The 21204-nt window shown below is 31.4% G+C and carries 15 protein-coding genes; 1 reads left to right on the forward strand and 14 read right to left on the reverse strand.

Annotated elements, in window-relative coordinates; translation table 11 throughout:
- Nucleotides 1–25: 25 nt before the first annotated feature.
- The 10 genes from K324_RS0102770 to nifJ all read right to left on the reverse strand — a co-directional run bounded on the left by K324_RS0102770 (nt 26) and on the right by nifJ (nt 16129).
- Entirely contained in the window at nt 26–889 is an 864-nt protein-coding gene (locus K324_RS0102770; protein ID WP_026747807.1) for a prephenate dehydrogenase, read from the reverse strand.
- A gap of 79 nt (nt 890–968) precedes the next feature.
- Nucleotides 969–1970 carry a tetratricopeptide repeat protein gene (locus K324_RS0102775; RefSeq protein ID WP_026747808.1) on the reverse strand — a complete coding sequence of 334 codons (1002 nt, stop codon included), beginning with the start codon at nt 1968–1970 and terminating at the stop codon, nt 969–971.
- 22 nt (nt 1971–1992) lie between these two features.
- Entirely contained in the window at nt 1993–3012 is a 1020-nt protein-coding gene (aroF, locus tag K324_RS0102780) for a 3-deoxy-7-phosphoheptulonate synthase (protein WP_026747809.1), read from the reverse strand.
- A 244-nt stretch (nt 3013–3256) separates the two neighbouring features.
- Complete coding sequence (locus tag K324_RS0102785) at nt 3257–3577, reverse strand: putative heavy metal-binding protein (RefSeq protein ID WP_026747810.1); 321 nt, start codon at nt 3575–3577, stop codon at nt 3257–3259.
- 543 nt (nt 3578–4120) lie between these two features.
- Nucleotides 4121–4360: a type B 50S ribosomal protein L31 gene (locus K324_RS0102790; RefSeq protein WP_006806019.1), complete on the reverse strand. Its 240-nt coding sequence runs from the start codon at nt 4358–4360 to the stop codon at nt 4121–4123.
- A 134-nt stretch (nt 4361–4494) separates the two neighbouring features.
- A complete protein-coding gene (gene rlmB, locus K324_RS0102795) occupies nt 4495–5193 on the reverse strand; it encodes a 23S rRNA (guanosine(2251)-2'-O)-methyltransferase RlmB (RefSeq protein ID WP_026747811.1) in 699 nt (232 codons plus the stop codon).
- Nucleotides 5194–5836: 643 nt separating this feature from the next.
- Nucleotides 5837–7426 (reverse strand): glycoside hydrolase family 57 protein, encoded by a 1590-nt coding sequence (locus K324_RS0102800; protein ID WP_026747812.1) that lies wholly within the window; start codon nt 7424–7426, stop codon nt 5837–5839.
- An 871-nt stretch (nt 7427–8297) separates the two neighbouring features.
- Complete coding sequence (locus tag K324_RS0102810) at nt 8298–9197, reverse strand: diacylglycerol/lipid kinase family protein (RefSeq protein WP_026747813.1); 900 nt, start codon at nt 9195–9197, stop codon at nt 8298–8300.
- A gap of 195 nt (nt 9198–9392) precedes the next feature.
- Nucleotides 9393–12383, reverse strand: coding sequence for a single-stranded-DNA-specific exonuclease RecJ (gene recJ / locus K324_RS0102815; RefSeq protein WP_026747814.1), 2991 nt, complete (start codon nt 12381–12383; stop codon nt 9393–9395).
- Between the two features lie 182 nt (nt 12384–12565).
- Entirely contained in the window at nt 12566–16129 is a 3564-nt protein-coding gene (gene nifJ / locus K324_RS0102820; protein ID WP_026747815.1) for a pyruvate:ferredoxin (flavodoxin) oxidoreductase, read from the reverse strand.
- A 364-nt stretch (nt 16130–16493) separates the two neighbouring features.
- Between nifJ and K324_RS0102825 the strand changes: the two genes are divergently transcribed.
- A complete protein-coding gene (locus K324_RS0102825; RefSeq protein WP_026747816.1) occupies nt 16494–17144 on the forward strand; it encodes an RsiV family protein in 651 nt (216 codons plus the stop codon).
- Between the two features lie 78 nt (nt 17145–17222).
- Here the strand turns inward: K324_RS0102825 and K324_RS0102830 are convergent, their stop codons facing one another.
- The 4 genes from K324_RS0102830 to nrdG all read right to left on the reverse strand — a co-directional run bounded on the left by K324_RS0102830 (nt 17223) and on the right by nrdG (nt 21184).
- Nucleotides 17223–18332, reverse strand: coding sequence for a S66 peptidase family protein (locus K324_RS0102830; protein WP_248615327.1), 1110 nt, complete (start codon nt 18330–18332; stop codon nt 17223–17225).
- A gap of 90 nt (nt 18333–18422) precedes the next feature.
- Nucleotides 18423–19565 carry a tetratricopeptide repeat protein gene (locus K324_RS0102835; protein ID WP_026747818.1) on the reverse strand — a complete coding sequence of 381 codons (1143 nt, stop codon included), beginning with the start codon at nt 19563–19565 and terminating at the stop codon, nt 18423–18425.
- A gap of 216 nt (nt 19566–19781) precedes the next feature.
- The gene (gene dapD / locus K324_RS0102840; RefSeq protein WP_026747819.1) at nt 19782–20480 is read right to left on the reverse strand and encodes a 2,3,4,5-tetrahydropyridine-2,6-dicarboxylate N-acetyltransferase; all 699 of its coding nucleotides are present in this window, start codon (nt 20478–20480) and stop codon (nt 19782–19784) included.
- Between the two features lie 179 nt (nt 20481–20659).
- Nucleotides 20660–21184, reverse strand: coding sequence for an anaerobic ribonucleoside-triphosphate reductase activating protein (nrdG, locus tag K324_RS0102845; RefSeq protein ID WP_036095023.1), 525 nt, complete (start codon nt 21182–21184; stop codon nt 20660–20662).
- Nucleotides 21185–21204: the final 20 nt, after the last annotated feature.

A 21204-nucleotide genomic window follows, 5' to 3' on the forward strand; every position in this document is an offset into this window, starting at 1 on the left:
TTTATTCCTCCCAAATTAAGTTCCCTTAATCAATTTTTTCTCTACGCTTCGTAGAAATTATGAATTTTTCCTTTAAAGTTCCTAAATCATTATTGTTCAAGGCATCTTTTATTACATCCAGCTCCCTTTCAAACTGCTGTATCATTTTCAAAAGATTTTTTTTATTCCCCATAAAAAGTTCTGCCCACAAATCTTCATTTATCTTTGCAATTCTTGTCAAATCTCGGTAAGAATCCCCAATAAACCGGTTTGTATCGTACTTTTCACTATCGCTGTTTACGAGCGAAACTGCAATTGCGTGGGTAAGCTGGCTCGTAAATGCAATAATTTCATCATGTTCCTGTGCTGTAAGAAAACTGACTTTTTTAAATCCCATTCGCTTCACAATTTCTGACAACAGTTCCAGATTTTCCTTTTTATTTTTTTCATCCTTAATAATTATATAATTTGCATCTTTAAACACTCGATTGTCTGCAAAATCAATCCCGCGTTTCTCACGTCCCGCCATAGGATGTCCAAAAACAAAGTCAATATTTCTTCCACTCTTCTCAATAATTGGATCAATATCCTTGATAATTTTCTCTTTAATTCCAACAACATCAGTAATTATCGCATTTTCCTTAAAATAATCAATATTATTCACAAAAAACGACTTCATCAAATTCGGATAAAGAGTAATAACTACAAAATCCGACTTTTCCAAAGGCTCCCTAGTTTCCAGAAATCCTTTATTTATCATATTTTTCTCTTCTGCTTTTTTTATCGTTTCCTCATCAATATCAATCCCATAAACAGTCTTAATGCCCATTTCCTTAAAACTTTGTGCAAAAGCTGCTCCGATTACTCCGAGTCCGACTATTGTTACTGTTAAATTTTCTATTTTTTTCAAAATTGTAAACACCCCTTTTTACAAATTTTCTTATAAACAGCTACTTCAATTTAAATATTATATGAAAAATATCAAAATTTTAATTATTCCACCAGCTTTTATTTTGCTTTTCCAATTTTTTCATTTCTTCCGTTCTTCCTTGTGACTTATAAATTTCTATTAACATATTTCGTTCGTATGTTTTACCATCAGTTGAATGTTTAAACGCCATAGAGTTTTTATATGCCTTTTCAGCTTCAATAAAATTACCTTGTAAAAAATACATATCTCCTATTCTAATCCAATAATCCCGTGCATCAAACTTTTGTTTTTTATTAGATATTTTTTGTATTGCCAATTTATAATACTTTATGGCATTTTCATAATTTTGAGTTTTATAATCATACATTTGGGCTAATGAAGCATAATCGGGTTGATAGTCTTCTAATTCGATTAACTGTAAATAAGTTTTTTCTGCTAAGTCATATTTTTTCAAACTCACATAAGAATATGCTAATATTCTCAAATCTCTAACATCACCTGTTTCCTTATAATTATTTTCATATTCTTGTAATTTTTGTTCCCCAAAACTTTTATCCTTCTTTTGCCTTTCTAAAGCTTCTTGAGCTGGCTTATATCCTTTATCAGCAGCTTCTTTCAATAACTTATTTCCTTCTTCATCCTGTTTTATCCAAATATAAAATTCTCCTAAATCATTCAATGCTTTTACATCATTAGATTTTATTAAGTCATTATACCGTTCAATAATTTTCTCTTCTAATTCTTTAGTTTTCTCTCTATTTACTTTTAAAACTGAACGCACTATTGAATCTCTCCAATATCTATAGAATGAAATAATTTTTTCTTTTATTTCTCTACTATTTCCTAAGTTATTATTTTCTTTTTCATATTTTAATAATAATTTCTCAGATTCTTCAAATTTTCTATTTCGAAAATAATAATCACTTAATTTTAATAGTGAATCCTTATCTCCTTTTTCAATTTGTTTTAAATATTGTTTTTCTTCTTTAGTATAAGTTTCTTTAGAAAAAGAATTAATCGAAAAAATTAAAATTAGTAATAATAGCCATTTTCTTTTCATTTTTTACAACCTTCTAATAAATTTATTTAAAACTTTTCCCCAACACATTCGCAATTTTCTCCACATCCTGCATTAAATCGTCAAACACTTCAAATTTCAATGACTGCGGCCCATCTGACAATGCCTTGTCCGGTTCAGGATGCACTTCTACCATAAGTCCATCTGCTCCAGCGGCAATTCCTGCCATTGCAAGCGGTTTTACCATCCAGTATTTTCCAGTTGCATGAGCTGAATCTACAATTATTGGCAAATGTGTCAATTTTTTAATCATAGGTACTGCATTCAAGTCCAATACATTTCTGTACGCTGTTTCATAAGTCCTGATTCCTCTTTCACAAAGAACTACGTTTTCATTTCCACCAGCCAAAATATATTCTGCCGACATTAACCATTCTTCTATTGTTGCACTCAATCCTCTTTTTAACAATACTGGAATATCTGTTTTTCCAACTTCCTTCAACAAATCAAAGTTTTGCATATTTCTCGCACCTAATTGAATCATATCAAGATGTGGGCCAAATTCGTGCAATTGAGCGATTGACATAACTTCACAAATTATTGGAAGTCCTGTTTCCTCTTTTGCTTTTTTCATAAGTTCAATACCCTCCATTCCAAGTCCTTGAAACGCATAAGGCGATGTTCTCGGTTTTACAACTCCACCTCTTAAAATATTCGCTCCAGCCGCTTTGACAGCTTTTGCCGTATCAATTATCTGTTTTTCATTTTCCACAGAACAAGGCCCTGCCATCATCACAAGATTATTTCCACCAATTTCCACATTTCCTACTTTTACAATAGTGTCCTCAGGTTTAAATTTTCTACTTGCTCTCTTATACGGCTCTTGAACCCTTTGCACATCCAGCACATAATCTAGCGACTGAATATGTTTTATATCAATTGTACTAATATCCCCAACTAATCCCAAAATCGAATATTCTTTGCCAGCAATCAATTTAACGCTCACATTATTTTCTGTTTCCAATCTATTTATCAATTTTTCCAAGATTTTCTCATTTATTCCACCATCTACTTTAATAATCATCATTTTTTCTCCTGTTCTATTTTTAATTTTTTAGCCATTTGTAAAAGTCTAAAATTCCTAATAATCACAATGTTTTTACAGTTCTAATTTCTACCATTTTTCTCCAGTATTTTTACAATGAAATTTTAATATTTTAGATAGCAACACTGCATCTAGTCAGGTTTTTATATTATTACTTTTCAATCGCCTATATTTTTAATTTTTATCATTTATTACAAAACAATTTTACTGTACAATTTTCAAATTATCCTACAATTACAGCCGTCCCGCTACAAGTTACCATAAGCATTCCATTATCTGCTCCCAGCACTTCATAGTCCATTTTCACACCAATAATGGCATTTGCTCCCAAAGCCGCAGCCCTAGTTTTCATTTCCTCCAAAGCATTCGTTCTCGCTGAAAGAAGTTCATCCTCATACCCTTTAGATCTTCCCCCAAAGATATTTCTCAAACTTGCCCCCATATCCTTAAACATATTAATTCCTGAAATAACCTCTCCAAAGACAATCCCTTTATATTCCACAACTTTCTTGTCCTGAATTTCATTTGTAGTTGTAATAACCATTTTTTCTACCTCTTTTCTTTTTTTTCTTTAGATAAATTTTTGTAAAAAAAAACTCTCTTAAAATAACTTTAGGAGAGGATAATATTTATACACAATATTTATTTCTACATTTTACGATACTTTAATAGTTTATTTACACAGCCAAAATTTATAAAACTTACCTAAACAAATTAAAATTACAAAAATTATTTTAAGCAATTATTATATTTCAAACCTCTACATCCAGCATTATACTTAATTAATTTCAAAATTACCTAAATTTTTCAAAATATTTTTAAAATCAATTAACTATAAATCTCTATTTTTTTGTAAATCCTTCAAATCTTCAACACTACTAATTTTCCTAAACTACTAAATTACGTTTGTATCTTTATTTTTCAATAAAATTAAATTTCCTTCTATCCTACTATCCTACTAATTATTTTATATATAATAACAAATATTAAATACATTGTCAACTATTAAAATTTATTAAAAAATAATAATATAAAATAAAAAACAGAGAATAATAATAACTCATCCCTGTTTCCAATATCTTTAAAATTATAAGTTGTATTTTTTCTTAAATTTATCAACTCTTCCAGTTTCATCAACAAATTTAGATTTTCCAGTATAGAATGGGTGAGAAGTTGAACTTGTTGCAACTTTTATTACTGGGTATTCCTGCCCTTCAAAAGTTGTTGTTTCTTTAGAAGTTTTAGTTGATTTTCCTAAGAATTTTTCTCCGTTACTTGTATCTTCAAATACTACAAATCCGTATGATGGATGTAAATCTTTTTTCATGTATCTATGCTCCTTTCTATTTATAACTATGATTATTTTCAATATTTCATATAATAATACCATATTTTTTCTTAATTTTCAAGTATCTAAAATTGGATTTTTTTACTCCAACCGCTTATTAATAAAAAATTTTTCTACTTTGACATCTCCGCCAATATTATTCCCCCAGCCACAGATACATTCAGCGAGTTTATTTCCCCCTTCAAGTGTATTTTTACAATTTTGTCACAATGTTCCTTCACTTTTTTCCGCATTCCATTCCCTTCGCTTCCAAGCACAAGGCATGCTTTTTCTGGATAATTTTCCTCATAGTAATGATTCTGTCCATCAGCTTCTGCACCATAAACTGTATATCCATATTTTTTCAATTTGTCAATCGTATCAGAAATATTTGTAACTTTTACAATATCCACATGCTCGATCGCTCCTGTCGATGATTTTACAACTGTTTCCGTAACTTTCACGCTGTTTCTGTCCTGAATAATAATCCCATCCACTCCAAAACACTCCGCACTTCTTATAATCGCTCCAAAATTTCTCGGATCCTGAACCTGATCCAGCACAACAACTATAGATTTTTCCTTTTTCAAAAGTTTTTCCAAAAATGCAGTAAAATCAACATAATAATCGAATTCTGAAACAAGTGCCACAACTCCCTGTGAATTTTCAGTCCGTCTATCTGTATAAAAAATCTTTATATTCCTTCTACATGCCAGATTCAATATTTCCTTAATTGTTTCCTTTTTTATTTTCTTATAAACCTCCAGTTTCTCAATATTTTTATCCGATTTCAACACTTCAATCACTGGATTTATCCCTATTATCTTCTCCATTCTTTTTTCTCCCTCTTTCTATTATTAATATTAAAATAAATGATTTTTTCTAATACTGTTTTTCTATTTATTACTTTTTTATTTCAAAATTATTTTGATTAACAATTATTTTTCTTATTTGTATTTATATGTTTTTTCTTTAACGAAATTTTGTTTGATTTTTTGTACTTTTCAAAATACATTCTAATTTCATAAAACCGCTGTAAATTATAAAACTTAAAAAATTTGTCGTGATTTTTTTGGAATGAAAACTACTGTCTGAGCTTTTTCAAAATATTGAAATTGCTATTATTTAAAGAGTTGATAAAAACTCTTATTAAAAAGCGAGTTTAGTTTTTATTTCAAAAAAATGCTTAGACGAGCCAGGATTGTAAAGGGGATGGCGACTGATCCCCTTTACGTTAAAAAAAAAGAAAAAACATTTAAAATAAATAAAAAACAATTATTAACTAAAATAACCTAAGTAAATTTAAATAAAATAATTTAGATAAATATTTAAACTTTTGAATATATTTTATAATAATTTTCATTTAAAAGCAACAAACAAAAAATATTTATCAATTTAATTAATATTAAAAAGGAATGTTCTTATAAAAATTATAAAAAACACTCCTCAAATTATATTAATTTTTATTATTTTAAATTATAACCAATCACTTCTATACATTCTATATTCAATTTCAGGAAAGATATTATCTCTGCTTTCGATTTCATTTATCCATCCTTCATCTAATCTTCCGTTTTTAAAATCTTCGTAAATTTTGAATAATCTATGAACGTGATCACTTATTTTTTTGTGAGCATAACCAACCATTGTTCCCGTGTACATTATAAATTCCCAGCAGGAAGTCTGTGCCATTAATAATTCTCTTGCGGCTTGATTTAATGCTCTGTATTCTAATTCATTGTATGGTTCTCTTCCGTTTGCTAGTTCTATCATTTTTTGTGCGGCTTTATGTAAATGTCTGTAGGCATAGTCATTTGAGCCATCTATCCAAACATCATAATAACCATTTGCTCCCCAGCTTGACATGCTTACGTCAACTATTTGATTTGTCGGATATAGTTCTAAATATTTGTATGGTGTTATTGTAGAAAAATTAGATTCTGCTGTTGCTCTGAATACCCACTCTAGGAATATTGGCCCTTCATACCACCAGTGTCCGTATAATTCAGCATCATATGGCGATACTACAATTGGTTTTCTGTATTTCATTTTTGAAGCCAAAAATTCTATTTGTTTTGAACGGTTGAAGACAAAGTTGTAAGCGTGTTCTTTAGCTCTGGCTGCTGCTGCTTCTGGATTGTAAACTGCTTTATAAGTTCCTTTTTTGTCAGTTATTGCGTGATATTTTACTCCGATATTTCTTCGTACTCCATCACTATGTAAATATGGTTTTACAAGCTCATAATCCAGCTCATATCCAGCATCCTTGTGAAACTCACGATAAAGTCCGTCTCCCGGATAACCAGACTCAGAACTCCAAACTTGTTCAGAAGATTCCAGATCTCTGGCAAATGCCGCTACATAGTTTTTTGTATAGACTGGCGAATAAATACCATAAACTGGACGTGGATCACTGTGCATAATTCCATGTGCATCAACTAAAAAGTATCTTATCCCATGTTTTTCCAAATATTTATCTTGTCCTGGATAATAAGCACATTCTGCTAGCCAGATTCCTTTTGGTTCTCTTCCAAAGTTTTTGATGTAATCTTTTTTAGCCATAAAGACTTGAGCATTTACTGCTTCTGGATAATCTTTCATAACTGGCAGAAATCCGTGTGTCGCAGTAACTGGAATAATTTCCAAATTCCCCTGATCTTGGAATTTTCTAAATGCCCCCACTAAATCTCTGTTGTATTTTTCTTCAAATACTTGTTTTGCTCTTGTGTTGAACCATAAGTTATGTTTTGCAACATTTAACATATCAGGATATGGACTAAGTCTTTCCACTTCTTTCTCACAAAATTCAATCAATTTATCTATATGATGAATATATCTTTCACGTAATAAACTGTCATTCATCATATTCACAAGTGTCCCAGACATTGTGATTGTCATATTCCAAGGAATGTTATCCCTTGTCAGATTTTCAAACATTTCTAGTAGAGGAACATACGTTTCTGTAATCGCTTCATATAACCAATCTTCTTCTAAAAATTCTTTATATTCTGGGTGTCTCACATATGGTAAATGTGCATGCAAGACAAGACTCAAATATCCATTCATAATTCTTCCTCCATACTTTATAAATTTTTATATATTATATTTATACCACATTTTCCCAGAAATTCAAAATTTTTTTAGAGAAAGTTTACTGAAATTTTAAACTATCTTTTTTTATTATAACCTGACATTTCACATTTTAATTTTTAACCTTGTAACAAAATTTTCTAATATCAATCTATTTTATTTCATTAGCAACATAATTTTAAAATTATAAAAAACCTGCCAGCTAAATTCAACTGGCAGGCAAAAGGTGAGGACAATAAGACAAGAATTCAACTGCTATTTTTGACTGCTAAAAATCAAAAACAATGTGATTATAACTGCCAAAACAGTCAAATCCCAATTTGCCATTATTACCACCCCCTGTTCAAGAAAGTGTAATCAAGGTTGCGTTCCTTGACAGACAATTATATCACAAAAAAAAGCCCTATTCAACAAAGAATAAAGCCTTTTTTTCACATTTTTAATTTTACACTAACCTGAACAGGTTTTTTCATTCAAGATTATTATATCATTTTTTTGTTAAAAATTCAATCCTCAAATTTTCAAAAAACAAAAAGAAAGCAAAATCCCCAAAATCACACATTAGTAAGTTCGATTTCCATATCTATCCCAACATTGATAATACCCATTCTCTCTATAACATCTCACACCTCTTTCAGCACTTCTCGATTTATTCTTTCCCATCTTTTTTTATCAAAAAGTTCACAACTCACTACTATCATTCCAAGTATTACAATCAAAATCAATTTCTTCACAAAAACCAACTCCTATACAATTTTTCATTTATTATATTATACCTTTATAATTCCCAAATTTCAATTGATTGTTTTATTTTTTTTAGTAAAGTTCACTTATATTGCAAATTTTTTTAACAAAAAACTTTTAATTTTCCACTAATAAATTCAATTGTTACATCCACATTTTCCCCTTCTTCTCCATCAATGCTTACGTCAATTTCTTCTGTAACTTTTTTTATTTTGCATTTTTTGGCTTGTAAAGTTCGGATGTAATCGTTGTTTGTTAGGTTGCTGTTCATTAAGTCGATTAGGATTTTTGGAATATCCAGCGGGTTGTCAATGTTTTTTACAATTAGAATATCCATAAATCCATCATTCATACTGGCTTCATCAATTACATTTTCAAATCCACCGACACTTTTTCCATTCAGAATTGCATACAAAATAGCCTTTTCCTTCACTTTCTCATTTCCATCCAGCACAATATCCAAGTCAAAAGTCTTTATATTTGTAAGTTCTCCAAGTCCATTTATGTAATAGGCAACTTTCCCAAATGTCTTTTTCAGTGTCTTGTCTGTATTGTAGGAAATTTTGGTAAATAATCCGCCAGCATACGAAGACAAGAACACAGTTTTTCCATTGATTATTCCAAAATCAATGTTTTTAGCAGTTTTTTTAGTAATTTTCTCTATCCAGTTTTCGATATTTTCTTCTATTTTCAATGCTTTTGCAAAGTCGTTTGATGTTCCTGTCGGAAATATTGCAACTTCTGGAAATTCGATATTTTTACAATAAAGTTCGCTTAAACAACGGCTTAACGTTCCATCTCCGCCTGATAAAATCAAAATGTCATATTTTTCATTTTGTAAAATTTTCGTAAATAAGTCATAATCTTCATTTATGCTGTAAAGTGTCAAAGTAATCTCTTTTTCCAGCAATTTTGTCGTAATTAAGTCAAAATTATTTAAAATTGTATTGGCATTACCAGATTTTGGATTGTAAACCAAAATAGCCTTTTTTAATTTTTTCATACATTCTCCTATTTTTTTAAAATATATTGTTTGAAAAAGTTTATAAAATCTTATTCATATTATGTTTCTTGATTTTATCTTTTCTTTTTTGTATATTCTTGTCATATATGTCTTATCTTACAATACTTTTTTTATCCGATTTTTGATAAGAAATCAAGATTTCCTGCTACTTAAATATTTATGTCATCTTTATTTTTACAAAATCTCATTAACCGAATAATCAGAGTAAATCTTTTCCCCATTCAAAAGCAACTTTTTCAACTTAATTTTTTCCTCAATTGGCAAATATCCCACAAAAATATTTTTTGCATTTTTTCTTTCCTTTTTCGTAGAATTTTCCAAAAATGTTATATTTTGCGGTACTTCAATTTGAGAATTTATTTCCTCAATATTATTTTTGCCTAAATTATCCGTTTTTATCATAAAATCATCAGAATTTACAATTATGCAAAATCTTTTTTCTACTTCCTGCTTTTCAATTTGACTTGAATTTTCAAGTTTTTCCTGCTGATTTTCCACAATATTTTCTGAGTTTTCCACATTCTCATTATTTTTAAACTCTATTTTTTCAACTTTCTTGTATTCCAGCTGTTTTGGCTCTTCATTAACTTCAAGATTTTGGCTATTTTCCTCAATTTCATAATTGATTTCATTTTGCATTGAAAAATCAGTTTTTATAATATTTTTCAGCTCTTCTATATCTTTGTAATTATAAAACAATGTAAACGGATAGTCATTTTCAGAATATTCTTCATTTATATCAAAATATGATTTTATAAAATTGTTAAAAATTGGCTTTTTATCTGAACTTATTACAATTTGACTTTTTTTATCAGTCATTTTTTTATAATAAATTCCAACTGTCAGTAAAAAGTTTTCAAAATTTGACATTTTGTATTTATATTTTTCATTTTCGTCAAAAATATTTTTTATAATCAAGTTTTTATTTTGCTTAAAAAACTGTGCCAGCAATCCTTTAGTCTGTGAATTATACTCCATTTTTCCAATAAGAAATTCTTTTATTTTCTTAAAAACGCCAATTTGCGTGTGATCATAACACTTGAAATTATAATCCCTTTTTATCAATATATTTACGATATTATGGTTTGAAACCTGCTTCACATCCTCAATTTTTACACTAAAATTCCAGTTATAATAACGACTTAACAGAATTAACAAGTTGGAAACACTGTAATCAAGCCGTCCAACGAACTTTCTTCCTTGAAAAAGTGAAACCTGATCAAATTCCATTTTCATTGTAATTTTCTTTTCCATTTCCAGCTCAATATTTGTGTAAAATACTGACTTCATCGGAAAAGATGTGTTAAAAAGCGAATGATAATAAGACAAAGTGTCATCCTTCAACTGCGATACTTTCACATCCTCAACATACACTTTTGTGTAATATCTGTCTTGAAACATTTCTGTCTTTAATTTATAAACAATATCGTAAAACAAATTCTCGTTCAGCTCTTTAAAATATTCGCCAGAATTAAACCAGACAGCATTTTTATTAAAAAATCCTTTTTGCTTTATGTCAAACATTATATGATTTTTATTTTCTCCAATGAACTTTATATTTTCAAAAAGTACGTTATTTGTCCTAAAAGTCGGCATTGGATTTCCAAAACCAAATGGCTTTAACAGTTCTATTATTTGGAAAAATTCGTAGGAAACCTTTTGAATTGGGATTTGCTTGTCAATTTCTATTATTTTTACAAAATCCTCTTCCCTTAATTTTGTTTTTGCAAATTTATTTATTTTTTTCTTAAATAATTCCAAATTTTTTATTCCAATCGTAAATCCAGCCGCTCCAGAATGTCCCCCAAACTTTACAAAAAGTTCAGGCATTGACTGCAATGCTTCCAAAATATTAAAGTTCCCAATGCTTCGGCACGATCCAACCGCTATTCCTTCATCTTCCTTCACTTCAATGATAATCGCAGGCTTGTAATATTTATCCACAATTTTGGAAGCCGCTATACCAATTACACCGTGATGATATTCAGGCGAATAGTCTACTATCACATAATCTTCCTTCAAATCACTTTCTTCAATGTGTTTTTCTACTTTTTCCACGATTTCATTCTGTAACTCTTTACGCTCAAAATTTTTATTAATCAATTCCTTTACGATTATCTCAATTTCCCTGTCATTATCCGAAATTAGCAATTTTACCACCATTTTTGCATCTTTAAGCCTTCCAGCCGCATTAAAGACAGGTGCTATGATAAAACCCACATCATACGAATTATACTCAGTTTTCTCATTAAAATCTGAATTTTGCATACTAAATAATTTATACAGTAAAAATCTAAGCCCCTTATTTTTAGAACGGCTAAGCTGCTCCAGCCCAAATTTTGTCAAAATCCTGTTTTCTTCCACCAGCGGCACAATATCGGCAACTGTACCAATTGCTACTAAATCTAGATATTTATATGCTTTTGCCTTTTTCCCAATTCTTTCATAAAAACAAAGAATTACCATAAAAATAGTCCCAACTCCCGCTAGAAATTCAAAGGAAAATTCATTTTCAGGACGTTTTGGATTCACAACCGTAATAGCGTCTGGAACTTTATCCCCATGTAAATTGTGATGATCCGTAATAATTATCGGCAAGTTTATAGAATTTGCAAACTCCACTTCAGGAAACGCCGTGATTCCACAATCCACAGTAATTACCAAGTCCGCCCCAGATTCCTTTATTTTCTTCAATGCCTCATTATTCAGCCCATACCCTTCATCCCGAATCGGAATATAATAATTCACATTTTCCGCCCCAAGCTCCTTTAACGCCATATACAAAATAGATGTCGAAGTAATCCCATCCACATCATAATCCCCGTATATCCAAATATTTTTCTGTTCCTTTATTGCCTTTTCAATTTCCAAAATTGTCTTTTCCATATCCTGCAATCCATAAGGATTCTGAATATTTTCAAGTTTCGGATTTAAGAACTCCCTTACTTCCTTTTCTGTCGTTATCCCCCTTGAATAAAGTATTTTCAAAATATCATTATCAATTACCGAACTCAAATTTGTATTTTCAAAGTTCTGTTTTTTAGTCTTAGTTTTTTTCAATTTTTTTGTTTTTTCATCACTTTTTTGATTGTTGTCCTTTTCAATGTATTCCCTCTCCTGTCGTGGATTAGGAATAGTTTTTGTTGCCCATTTAGTATTTCTCATAGTTTTCTCCTCTTTTATATTTTCCCCTTTTTATTTTTTATACTTAATAATTTTACCACATTTTTTTACCAAAATAAATGCTAGTTATTTCAATTTTTTCCAAAAAATAAGAAAAACCCCTAAAATAAAGGGGAATTTCTTTTTATAAAAATTAAATTTTATTTTAATTGTAAATTATAATTTTATTCTTCTACTGAATAATCCATTGCTGCCATTCGTTTGTAGTAATTCCAGTTGTCTTTGGCATTCTTTAGGTTTGCTTCCAGTAATTCTTTTGCTTTTTCAGGGAACTCTGCGGCTAGGGTTGCATATCTTCGTTCTCCCAGCAGGAAATCTTCGTACTTGTCCCAAGCGGGATTTCGTGTATCTAACTGCAGCGGATTTTTCCCTTTTTCAGCGAGTCTTGGATCGTATCTGAAAATTGGCCAATATCCTACTTCTGTTGCCAATTTTTCTTCCGTCTGGAATTTACCCATGCCAGCTTTTATTCCATGCTCTATACAAGGTGAATAAGCAATTATTATTGATGGCCCTGGATAAGCCTCGGCTTCTCTTATTGCTTTTAGTGTCTGGTTCTGATTTGCACCCATTGACACTTTGGCAACATAGATATTTCCGTAAGTCATCAGTATTGCGGCTAAGTCTTTTTTCTTTGCTGGTTTTCCTGATGCTGCAAATTTTGCAACTGCTCCTGCTCTTGAAGATTTTGAAGCCTGTCCTCCTGTATTTGAGTAAACTTCAGTATCAAGTACAAGAATATTAACATCATCTCCAGAAGCCAGCACGTGATCAAGCCCGCCAAATCCAATGTCGTAAGCCCAACCATCTCCACCAAACATCCAGATAGATTTTTTGATTAGATACTGTTTCAATTCCAATATTTCAGCTATATTACTTTTTACTTTTTCGTTTGTATTCCCAGAATTTTCCTTTTCCATTAAAGCTACCAGTTCATCACGTATTTCTGTTGTTTTGTCCCCATCATCAAAGTTTTCTGCAAATAAAATGAACAAATCAGAAAGTTCCGTTGAAACATCAGCCTTTATTTCATCCATTCTTTTTAAAATTCTGTGCCGAATTGTGTTTACAGCCTGAAACATCCCGTATCCATATTCAGCATTGTCTTCAAACAATGAAGAAGCCCATGCAGGCCCGCAGCCGCTTTCAGCAGTTGTATAAGGTGTTGACGGTGCAGACGCTCCATAAATTGAAGAACATCCTGTCGCATTTGCCACAATCATACGTTCTCCGAATAACTGTGTTACCAATTTAATATAAGGTGTTTCTCCACAGCCTGCACACGCTCCCGAAAATTCAAACAGTGGTTTTGCAAATTGTGAGCCTTTTACAGTATTTTTCCCTAAAATTTTATCTTTGTATGAAACATTGTTAAATAAGTAATCTGTGTATTCAATTTCGTTTCTTTCAATTTGAGATTGAATTGGTTTCATAATGATGGCTTTTCCACGAGGAGCAGGACATACATCTACACAGGCACTACATCCTGTACAGTCCAGTGGTGATACTTGAATTTTATAGTTCAAGTCGTTCATTCCACGTCCCAATGCCTTTATTGTCGGCATTCCTTCTGGAGCTTTTGCCATTTCTTCCTCGTCAATCAAGAAAGGACGAATTACAGCGTGTGGGCACACATAAGCACATTGGTTACACTGAATACACATATCGGGCTGCCATTCTGGCACTTCATCAGCAATCCCCCTTTTTTCATAATGTGTAGTTCCATGTTCAAATGTTCCGTCTTCACGTCCTAAAAATGTTGAAACTGGCAATTCTTCACCTTTCATATGGTTAATCGGATCAGCAACCTTTTTTACAAATTCAGGCTTTGCATCGTCAATGATTTTTTCATCAACTTCAAGATCTGCCCATTCTGGTAATACTTCAACTTCGTCCAGCCCTTCAATTCCCCTGTCAATCGCATCCCAGTTTTTCTGCACAATATCCTGTCCTTTTCTTCCATAACTTTTTTCAGCATATTCTTTCATATATTCCTTTGCCTCATCATGAGGAATTACCTCAGACAAATAGAAAAAGGCAGACTGCATAATAGTGTTTGTTCTATTTCCAAGCCCAATTTCCTTTGCGATTTCTGTTGCATTTATAAGATAAAATTTAGCTTTTTTACGTGCCAGTTCCCTTTTTATCTCATTCGGAACATATTTTATTAATTTTTCCTTATCCCATATTGTATTCAGTAAAAATATTCCACCTTCCCGCAAGCCTGAAATCATATCGTACTTTCCCAGATACGCAGGCACTGAACAGGCAACAAAATTAGGTTTTTTTACCAGATAAGTCGAACGTATCGGCTTTTTGCTAAATCTCAAATGCGAACGTGTTACTCCCCCTGATTTTTTAGAATCGTATGCGAAATAACCTTGTGCATACAAGTCTGTCTTATCTCCAATAATTTTTATCGAATTTTTATTTGCCCCAACTGTCCCATCCGAACCAAGTCCAAAAAACAGGCAACCTTTCACATCCTCATTTCCAGTAAACACTTCATCTTCCAGTGCCAGAGATGTAAATGTAACATCATCAATAATTCCGATTGTAAAGTTGTTTTTAGGTTCCTTTTGTGCAAGATTTTTAAATACTGCCACAATTTGTTCAGGAGATGTATCCTTTGATGACAATCCATATCTTCCACCAACAATTTCAGGTGCATTTTCCCTTCCATAGTAAAGTGCCTTTACATCCATATATAATGGCTCTCCCAATGCTCCAGGCTCCTTTGTCCTGTCAAGCACAGCAATCTTTTTAACGCTTTTCGGCATTGCATCAAAAAAATACTTGCTAGAAAATGGACGATATAAATGAACATTCAATGCTCCCACATTTTCGCCATTTTTATTAAGATAATCCACAACCTCCTTGATTGTTTCATTTACAGAACCCATTGCAATAATAACTCTTTCAGCAGTCTCTGAGCCATAATAAACAAAAGGTGCATAATTCCGTCCAGTCTTTTCACTAATCTTTTTCATATAGTCATTTACAATATCAGGTACAGCTTCATAAAATTTATTTTGGGCTTCTCTTGCCTGAAAATAAATATCATCATTTTGAGCTGTTCCTCTTGTTACAGGATTTTCTGGATTTAAGGCTCTTTCTCTAAATTCCTGCACAGCTTTTTTATCAAGCAGACTCTCCAAAAATTCATAATCCATAACTTCTATCTTATTTATCTCATGCGAAGTCCTAAATCCATCAAAAAAGTGCATAATAGGTACTCTCGACTTAATTGCCGCCAAATGTGCAATTCCAGCCAGATCCATAACTTCCTGAACCGAACTTGTCGAAAGCATAGCCCATCCTGTCATTCTAGCCGCATAAATATCCTGATGATCTCCAAATATTGATAACGCCTGTGTAGAAATTGCCCTTGCCGCAACATGCATTACCCCTGGCAGCAATTCCCCAGATATTTTATACATATTAGGTATTTTTAATAACAATCCTTGAGAAGCAGTAAACGTCGTAGTCAAAGCCCCTGTCTGAAGCGATCCGTGTACAATCCCTGCAGCTCCAGCTTCTGATTGCATTTCCACAACCTTTACCGGCATTCCAAATAAATTTTCCTTTCCGTATGATGCCCATTGATCTACAAGCTCTGACATAGTTGACGACGGAGTAATCGGATAAATTCCCGCAACCTCTGTAAACGCATATGCTATATGAGCAGCAGCCTGGTTACCATCCATTGTTTTCATATTTTTTGTCATTTTTCCCTCCAAATTAAGAAATCTTATAATTTTTTCATTTTTTGCTTCATTATAAAATTTCAATTACATATATATAATTATATATTTTCTAGTACAATTTTGCAATTCTTTTTTAACTTTTCTTTCTATTATTTTTTATTTTTATAAAACAAATTGCTATTAATAAATGTTTCCTCTATAATTTTAAGGGCATGGTGTCTGATACCCCTGCGTCAGAAAAATCAAAATATATGGTGAAAAAAGTTTGCTTATTTATCAAATATAGTATATAATATATTAAAATAACTTCAAAATTGAGATTAGAAATAAAATTCAATTTTTTAGTGAAAAAATAAAAAACAAAATTTCTGAGGTGATTATAAAAATGAGAAAATTAACATTGCTCTTTATGACATTGGTTTTATTTAATCTGTCATTTGCAAAAGAAAAAATTGACACAACTTTTACATTCCAAGGATTTTCCCCAACATCTAAAAGTATTGTGAAAACTGCCCAAAGAACAAAAGTTTTAGGAAAATCAAGAATTTCCTATCCAACATTTTTAGGTGGAAATTCAGATGTCATTAAAAATATGAACGCAACTATGAACAAGTTTATTTCAGGCTATAAATCTACAAAACACATTAGTTATACTGGTACTTATGAAGTTACAGCCAGCAACAGCACATATTTAAGTGTCTTATTCACAATTAATCTTATAGACACTGATACAGGGCAAAAAACAAAACTTTATAATGCAATTTCATATAACTTAAAAAATGGAAGACCATTACAGCTTAAAGATTTGTTCACAAACGGATTTAATGAAGAGTTAAAAGGAGTTATTAATAACAGATTCAAACAATTCGGATTGCCGCAAATAGATAACTTTGATGCAATTGCAAAAAATCAGAACTTCTATCTACAAAATGACTCTTTAGTATTATTCTACAATAAAGGTGAGGCTTCAAATTTTGCTGATGGTGAAGTATTTATTCCATTCCTGTTGACAGATTTAATTGGAATCTTAAAATAATCTAAATCAAAAAAATAATAATAAAAAATACACTAAAAAATAAATTTTGCTTTATTAGATAGTGTATTTTTATTTGTTCTATTTTGTAGCCTTTTCTATCATAATCTCACGCTTGTAAGTATCCATTACTGCCTTTGCTCCAATTGGTATAGCAATAAATGGACGCACGTGCCCAGATTTGAAATTTTTTACAATCGGAACATTTAATTTTCCAAAATTATCATAAAAAACTTCATCAATCGTCATATCTGTCGGATCTGACTGTTTTGGATTCTTAAAATCCCCCAGTATGATTCCCTGTAATTTATCAAATTTTCCAGCCAGCTTTAATTGCTTTAACATTCTGTCCACACGATAACTTGCTTCGTTTGTTTCTTCAAGAAATAATATTTTTCCATCTGTGTTAATCTCGTGATCCGTTCCAAGTGTCGCAACTACCAATGATAAATTTCCACCAGTAATTTTCCCGCTCCCACGCCCACTTTTCATAATTGTATATGTATCATCAAATCCTAACAGATTATAGGATTCATTACTTGTAAAGGCTTTATTAAAAGCATTTTCCGTAACTGGAGGAATATTTTTCAAATTATCTGCCATAGGCCCGTGAAATGTTACAAGCCCTGTTTTTTCATTGATTGCCAATAATAATGTCGTATTATCACTAAATCCTGAAATAATTTTTGGATTTTTTTTGATTATATCATAATTTAATTTATCTACAATTCTGATTCCACCATATCCACCACGCACAGCGAAAATTGCATTGATATTTGGATTTGCAAACATATCATTTATATCTTTTGCCCTGACACTGTCAGTCCCTCCAAATCCATACCATCTCGAATAAAACGACTGCCCATATACAACATTAAAACCACGACTCGTTAAATACTCAACTTCCGCATTGCTATTTTCATTAGTATAATTTGCAGGTGCAATCAAACCGATTGTATCTCCCGGCTTCAAACCTTTTGGAATGATAACTTCATTTGCCGTGTTATTTTTTGTGTTTTGATTATTTGTTGATTTTGTAGCAGCGTTCGTTTTTACAGCTTCTCTTACTGTTCTATAATTTGTCGCATTTAATGCCAAACTACTTATTATTAAACCTAACAATACTATTTTTTTATTTATTGTCCTCACTTCCTTTTTTATAGATTTAAAATTTTTTAGTAAAAATTTCAAAAAAATAGGCAATTTACCTCAACATTAAAAGTTAAGATTCCTTGCCTAATTATATCAGATAATTTTGTAGTTTACAATTTTTTATTTTATTTATTTCATTGCTTGAACTTGTTTCAAGACTTCTGCTGCTCCGTTTACTTTGTTATTTACAGCTTCTTGTAAAATTTTAACTGCTTCAGCTTTTTTACCTTGCCCTGCATAAACCTGTCCTAAAATAACTTTTGCACTGTTATCTTTATCTTCAGTTATTGCTTTTTGTAAATATTTTTCAGATAATGCTGATGCCCCTACGCTTCCAAAGTAAGTTCCAATTTGTTTGTTAGTAACTTTTGGTGTAGCTGATTTTAATTGGTTGTAAATTGAGTTTGCCTTTGCAGTGTTGTTTTGTACTTCATAAATTCCTAATAATAAGATTTTTGCACTTGCATTTTTAGGTTCTACAGCTACTGTTTTTGCCAAATATTCTTCTGCTTTTGCAGGATTATTTTGTTGCAGGTAGTAAGTCCCTAACATTCCTAAGATTTGTCCATTCTTACCTTTTGCTGCTGTGTTCATATCCAGTAGATATTTTTCAGCTTGAGCTGGATTTTTTTCATTTACAGCGATTTCAGCTAGTAAAATTCCTGCTCCGTTTACACGATCAGTTGCTCCAGTGTATGCTTTTTGTAAATATGATTTAGCTTGAGCTGTGTTATTTTTTGTTAAATAATATTGCCCGATGTTGTAATTTACTTCCGCTACGAAATCTTTATTTGCAGATTGCACTGCTTTATTATATCTTGCAGTTCCTTTTGATTGTTCGTTGTTATCAAAGTAGAAAATAATTAGACTTGATACGATGTCTGCATTTGTTCCACCTGATTTTTGATCTGTCCAAAGGATGTATTTTTCAGCCTCTGTCTTGTTTTTTTGCTGGATTCCTACTAAATATAGTAATCTAGCTGCTTCCACAGCCTCAGGACTTGTAGATTGTCCATTTCCCCATGCTGCCTGTAAATAAGGTTTTGCTTTTGTTATATTATTATTTTGCAAATAATATGCTCCCAATTCCAAGTTTGCTTTTTGTGCATATCCGGCATCATTACTTTTTGCAACACCTTCCAACACTTTTACAGCTTCTGTAATTTTTTTTTGCCCTGCTAATTTTACCGCACTTTCGTAATCTGATTTTGCATCAGCGAATGAAATTGCTCCTGTTACTAAGATTGCTCCTATTAGTAATAATTTCTTCATTTTTCCTCCTAAATTATTTTTATATAAACTACATCTAAAACAATAGTAAATTATCTCTAAAGCTGAATATTTTTAATTCTAAATTCAATTTTAAAGTTATATTGTAATATTTATTATTTCTGAATTATTGTACCATCATCAAATTTGATTTTGCTTATAAAGTCGTGTAAAAAAATTTAATAAAGTCTTTTTTATTTGCACTTTTCTAAAAAAATGCTAAATATTTCTCAATGCGTCAACTAATTCTGTCTTTGAAGCTGTCTTTGCATCCACACCTTTTATAATTCTGGCAGGTGTTCCAGCCACAACAACACCTTCCGGCACATTTTCCGTAACAACAGCCCCAGCCGCAACAACTGAACCTTTTCCTACTCTCACACCTTCCAGTACAACTGCATTTGCTCCAACAACAACGTCATCTTCAATAACCACCGGATCTGCTGAAGGCGGCTCAATAACTCCTGCAAGCACCGCTCCTGCTCCGATGTGGCAATTTTTACCAACTTTTGCACGTCCGCCAAGCACAACATTCATATCAATCATTGTTCCTTCACCAATTTCAGCACCAATATTTATAACTGATCCCATCATAATAACGGCTCTGTCCCCAATGCTAACTTTATCACGTATAAATACTCCTGGCTCAATTCTGGCATTAATATTTTTAATATCAAGCATAGGCACACCAGAATTTCTTCTGTCATTTTTTAAATAATAATTTGACAGATTATTCTCATTAATAATTTTTTCAATTTCTTCCCAGTCGCCGAATACAACTTTTAACCCTTCTTTTCCAATAACTTTACAAGAATAGGTATTTTTTATTTCTTCATCTGTGTAAAGTTCCACAGGTGTCGTTTTCTTGGCATCGGCAATATATTGAATAATCTCCTTTGATTTTTCTAATTCTGTCATTCTATTCCTCCATTTTGATTTTAAATTTTATCTTCTGAATTATAAAAATTTCTAAACATTGATATTTTTACTATTTTATCATCTTTTCTCTATTTTTACAACTATTAAATAAATTTTGAAAAAGTTTAAGTAGGTAAAAAAGAAAAAAGAACTTTCATAATAAAAGCTCCCTAACAAAATCAAATAAAAAAATCCTCTTTTTTAATAATTCTCTGATTGCTACTCCCCCTGAACTTCAAGTTTGGATCATACAGCTCCTTCACAAACCGCCCATCCACCAAAACATCCACATACTCAAGGCACTTTCTTCTAAGTTCATCTTCACGTACCTGTTCAAGTGTGTAACCTGTATAAAGCCAAATATTCTTTTTTGTCTTTTTTTTCAAAAACTTCAGCACTTTTAACATATCCACTGGATTAAAAAGTGGATCACCTCCACTTATTGTGATTCCGTCAAGTAATGTATTTTCATTTATTTCCTTGGCAATTTCTTCCAATTTTTCATAAGTCAGTACATTTCCGTGCTTCGGATTCCATGAATACTCATTATGGCAACCAGGACAAGCATGAGAGCAGCCGGCAAAATAAAGCGAATATCTAAGTCCAACACCATCAACGATTGTTTCCTTATAAGTCATTAAAAGCCTTAATGTAAAATCATTTTTCAAATTTTTTTCTGATGTTTTGACTTTGACTTTATTCACTTTAATTTACCTCTTTCTCA

Source organism: Leptotrichia trevisanii DSM 22070, from assembly GCF_000482505.1.
Taxonomy (GTDB): Bacteria; Fusobacteriota; Fusobacteriia; order Fusobacteriales; family Leptotrichiaceae; genus Leptotrichia; species Leptotrichia trevisanii.

Excerpts from the sequence above, each read along its gene's own strand:
- K324_RS0102785 (WP_026747810.1), bottom strand. The coding sequence starts at position 3,577 with ATGGTTATTACAACTACAAATGAAATTCAGGACAAGAAAGTTGTGGAA.
- dapD (WP_026747819.1), bottom strand. The coding sequence starts at position 20,480 with ATGACAGAATTAGAAAAATCAAAGGAGATTATTCAATATATTGCCGAT.
- aroF (WP_026747809.1), bottom strand. The coding sequence starts at position 3,012 with ATGATTATTAAAGTAGATGGTGGAATAAATGAGAAAATCTTGGAAAAA.
- K324_RS0102800 (WP_026747812.1), bottom strand. The coding sequence starts at position 7,426 with ATGAATGGATATTTGAGTCTTGTCTTGCATGCACATTTACCATATGTG.
- recJ (WP_026747814.1), bottom strand. The coding sequence starts at position 12,383 with ATGAGAAATACTAAATGGGCAACAAAAACTATTCCTAATCCACGACAG.
- K324_RS0102835 (WP_026747818.1), bottom strand. The coding sequence starts at position 19,565 with ATGAAGAAATTATTACTAATAGGAGCAATCTTAGTAACAGGAGCAATT.
- K324_RS0102790 (WP_006806019.1), bottom strand. The coding sequence starts at position 4,360 with ATGAAAAAAGATTTACATCCATCATACGGATTTGTAGTATTTGAAGAT.
- rlmB (WP_026747811.1), bottom strand. The coding sequence starts at position 5,193 with ATGGAGAAGATAATAGGGATAAATCCAGTGATTGAAGTGTTGAAATCG.
- K324_RS0102825 (WP_026747816.1), top strand. The coding sequence starts at position 16,494 with ATGAGAAAATTAACATTGCTCTTTATGACATTGGTTTTATTTAATCTG.
- K324_RS0102810 (WP_026747813.1), bottom strand. The coding sequence starts at position 9,197 with ATGAAAAAATTAAAAAAGGCTATTTTGGTTTACAATCCAAAATCTGGT.
- nifJ (WP_026747815.1), bottom strand. The coding sequence starts at position 16,129 with ATGACAAAAAATATGAAAACAATGGATGGTAACCAGGCTGCTGCTCAT.
- K324_RS0102775 (WP_026747808.1), bottom strand. The coding sequence starts at position 1,970 with ATGAAAAGAAAATGGCTATTATTACTAATTTTAATTTTTTCGATTAAT.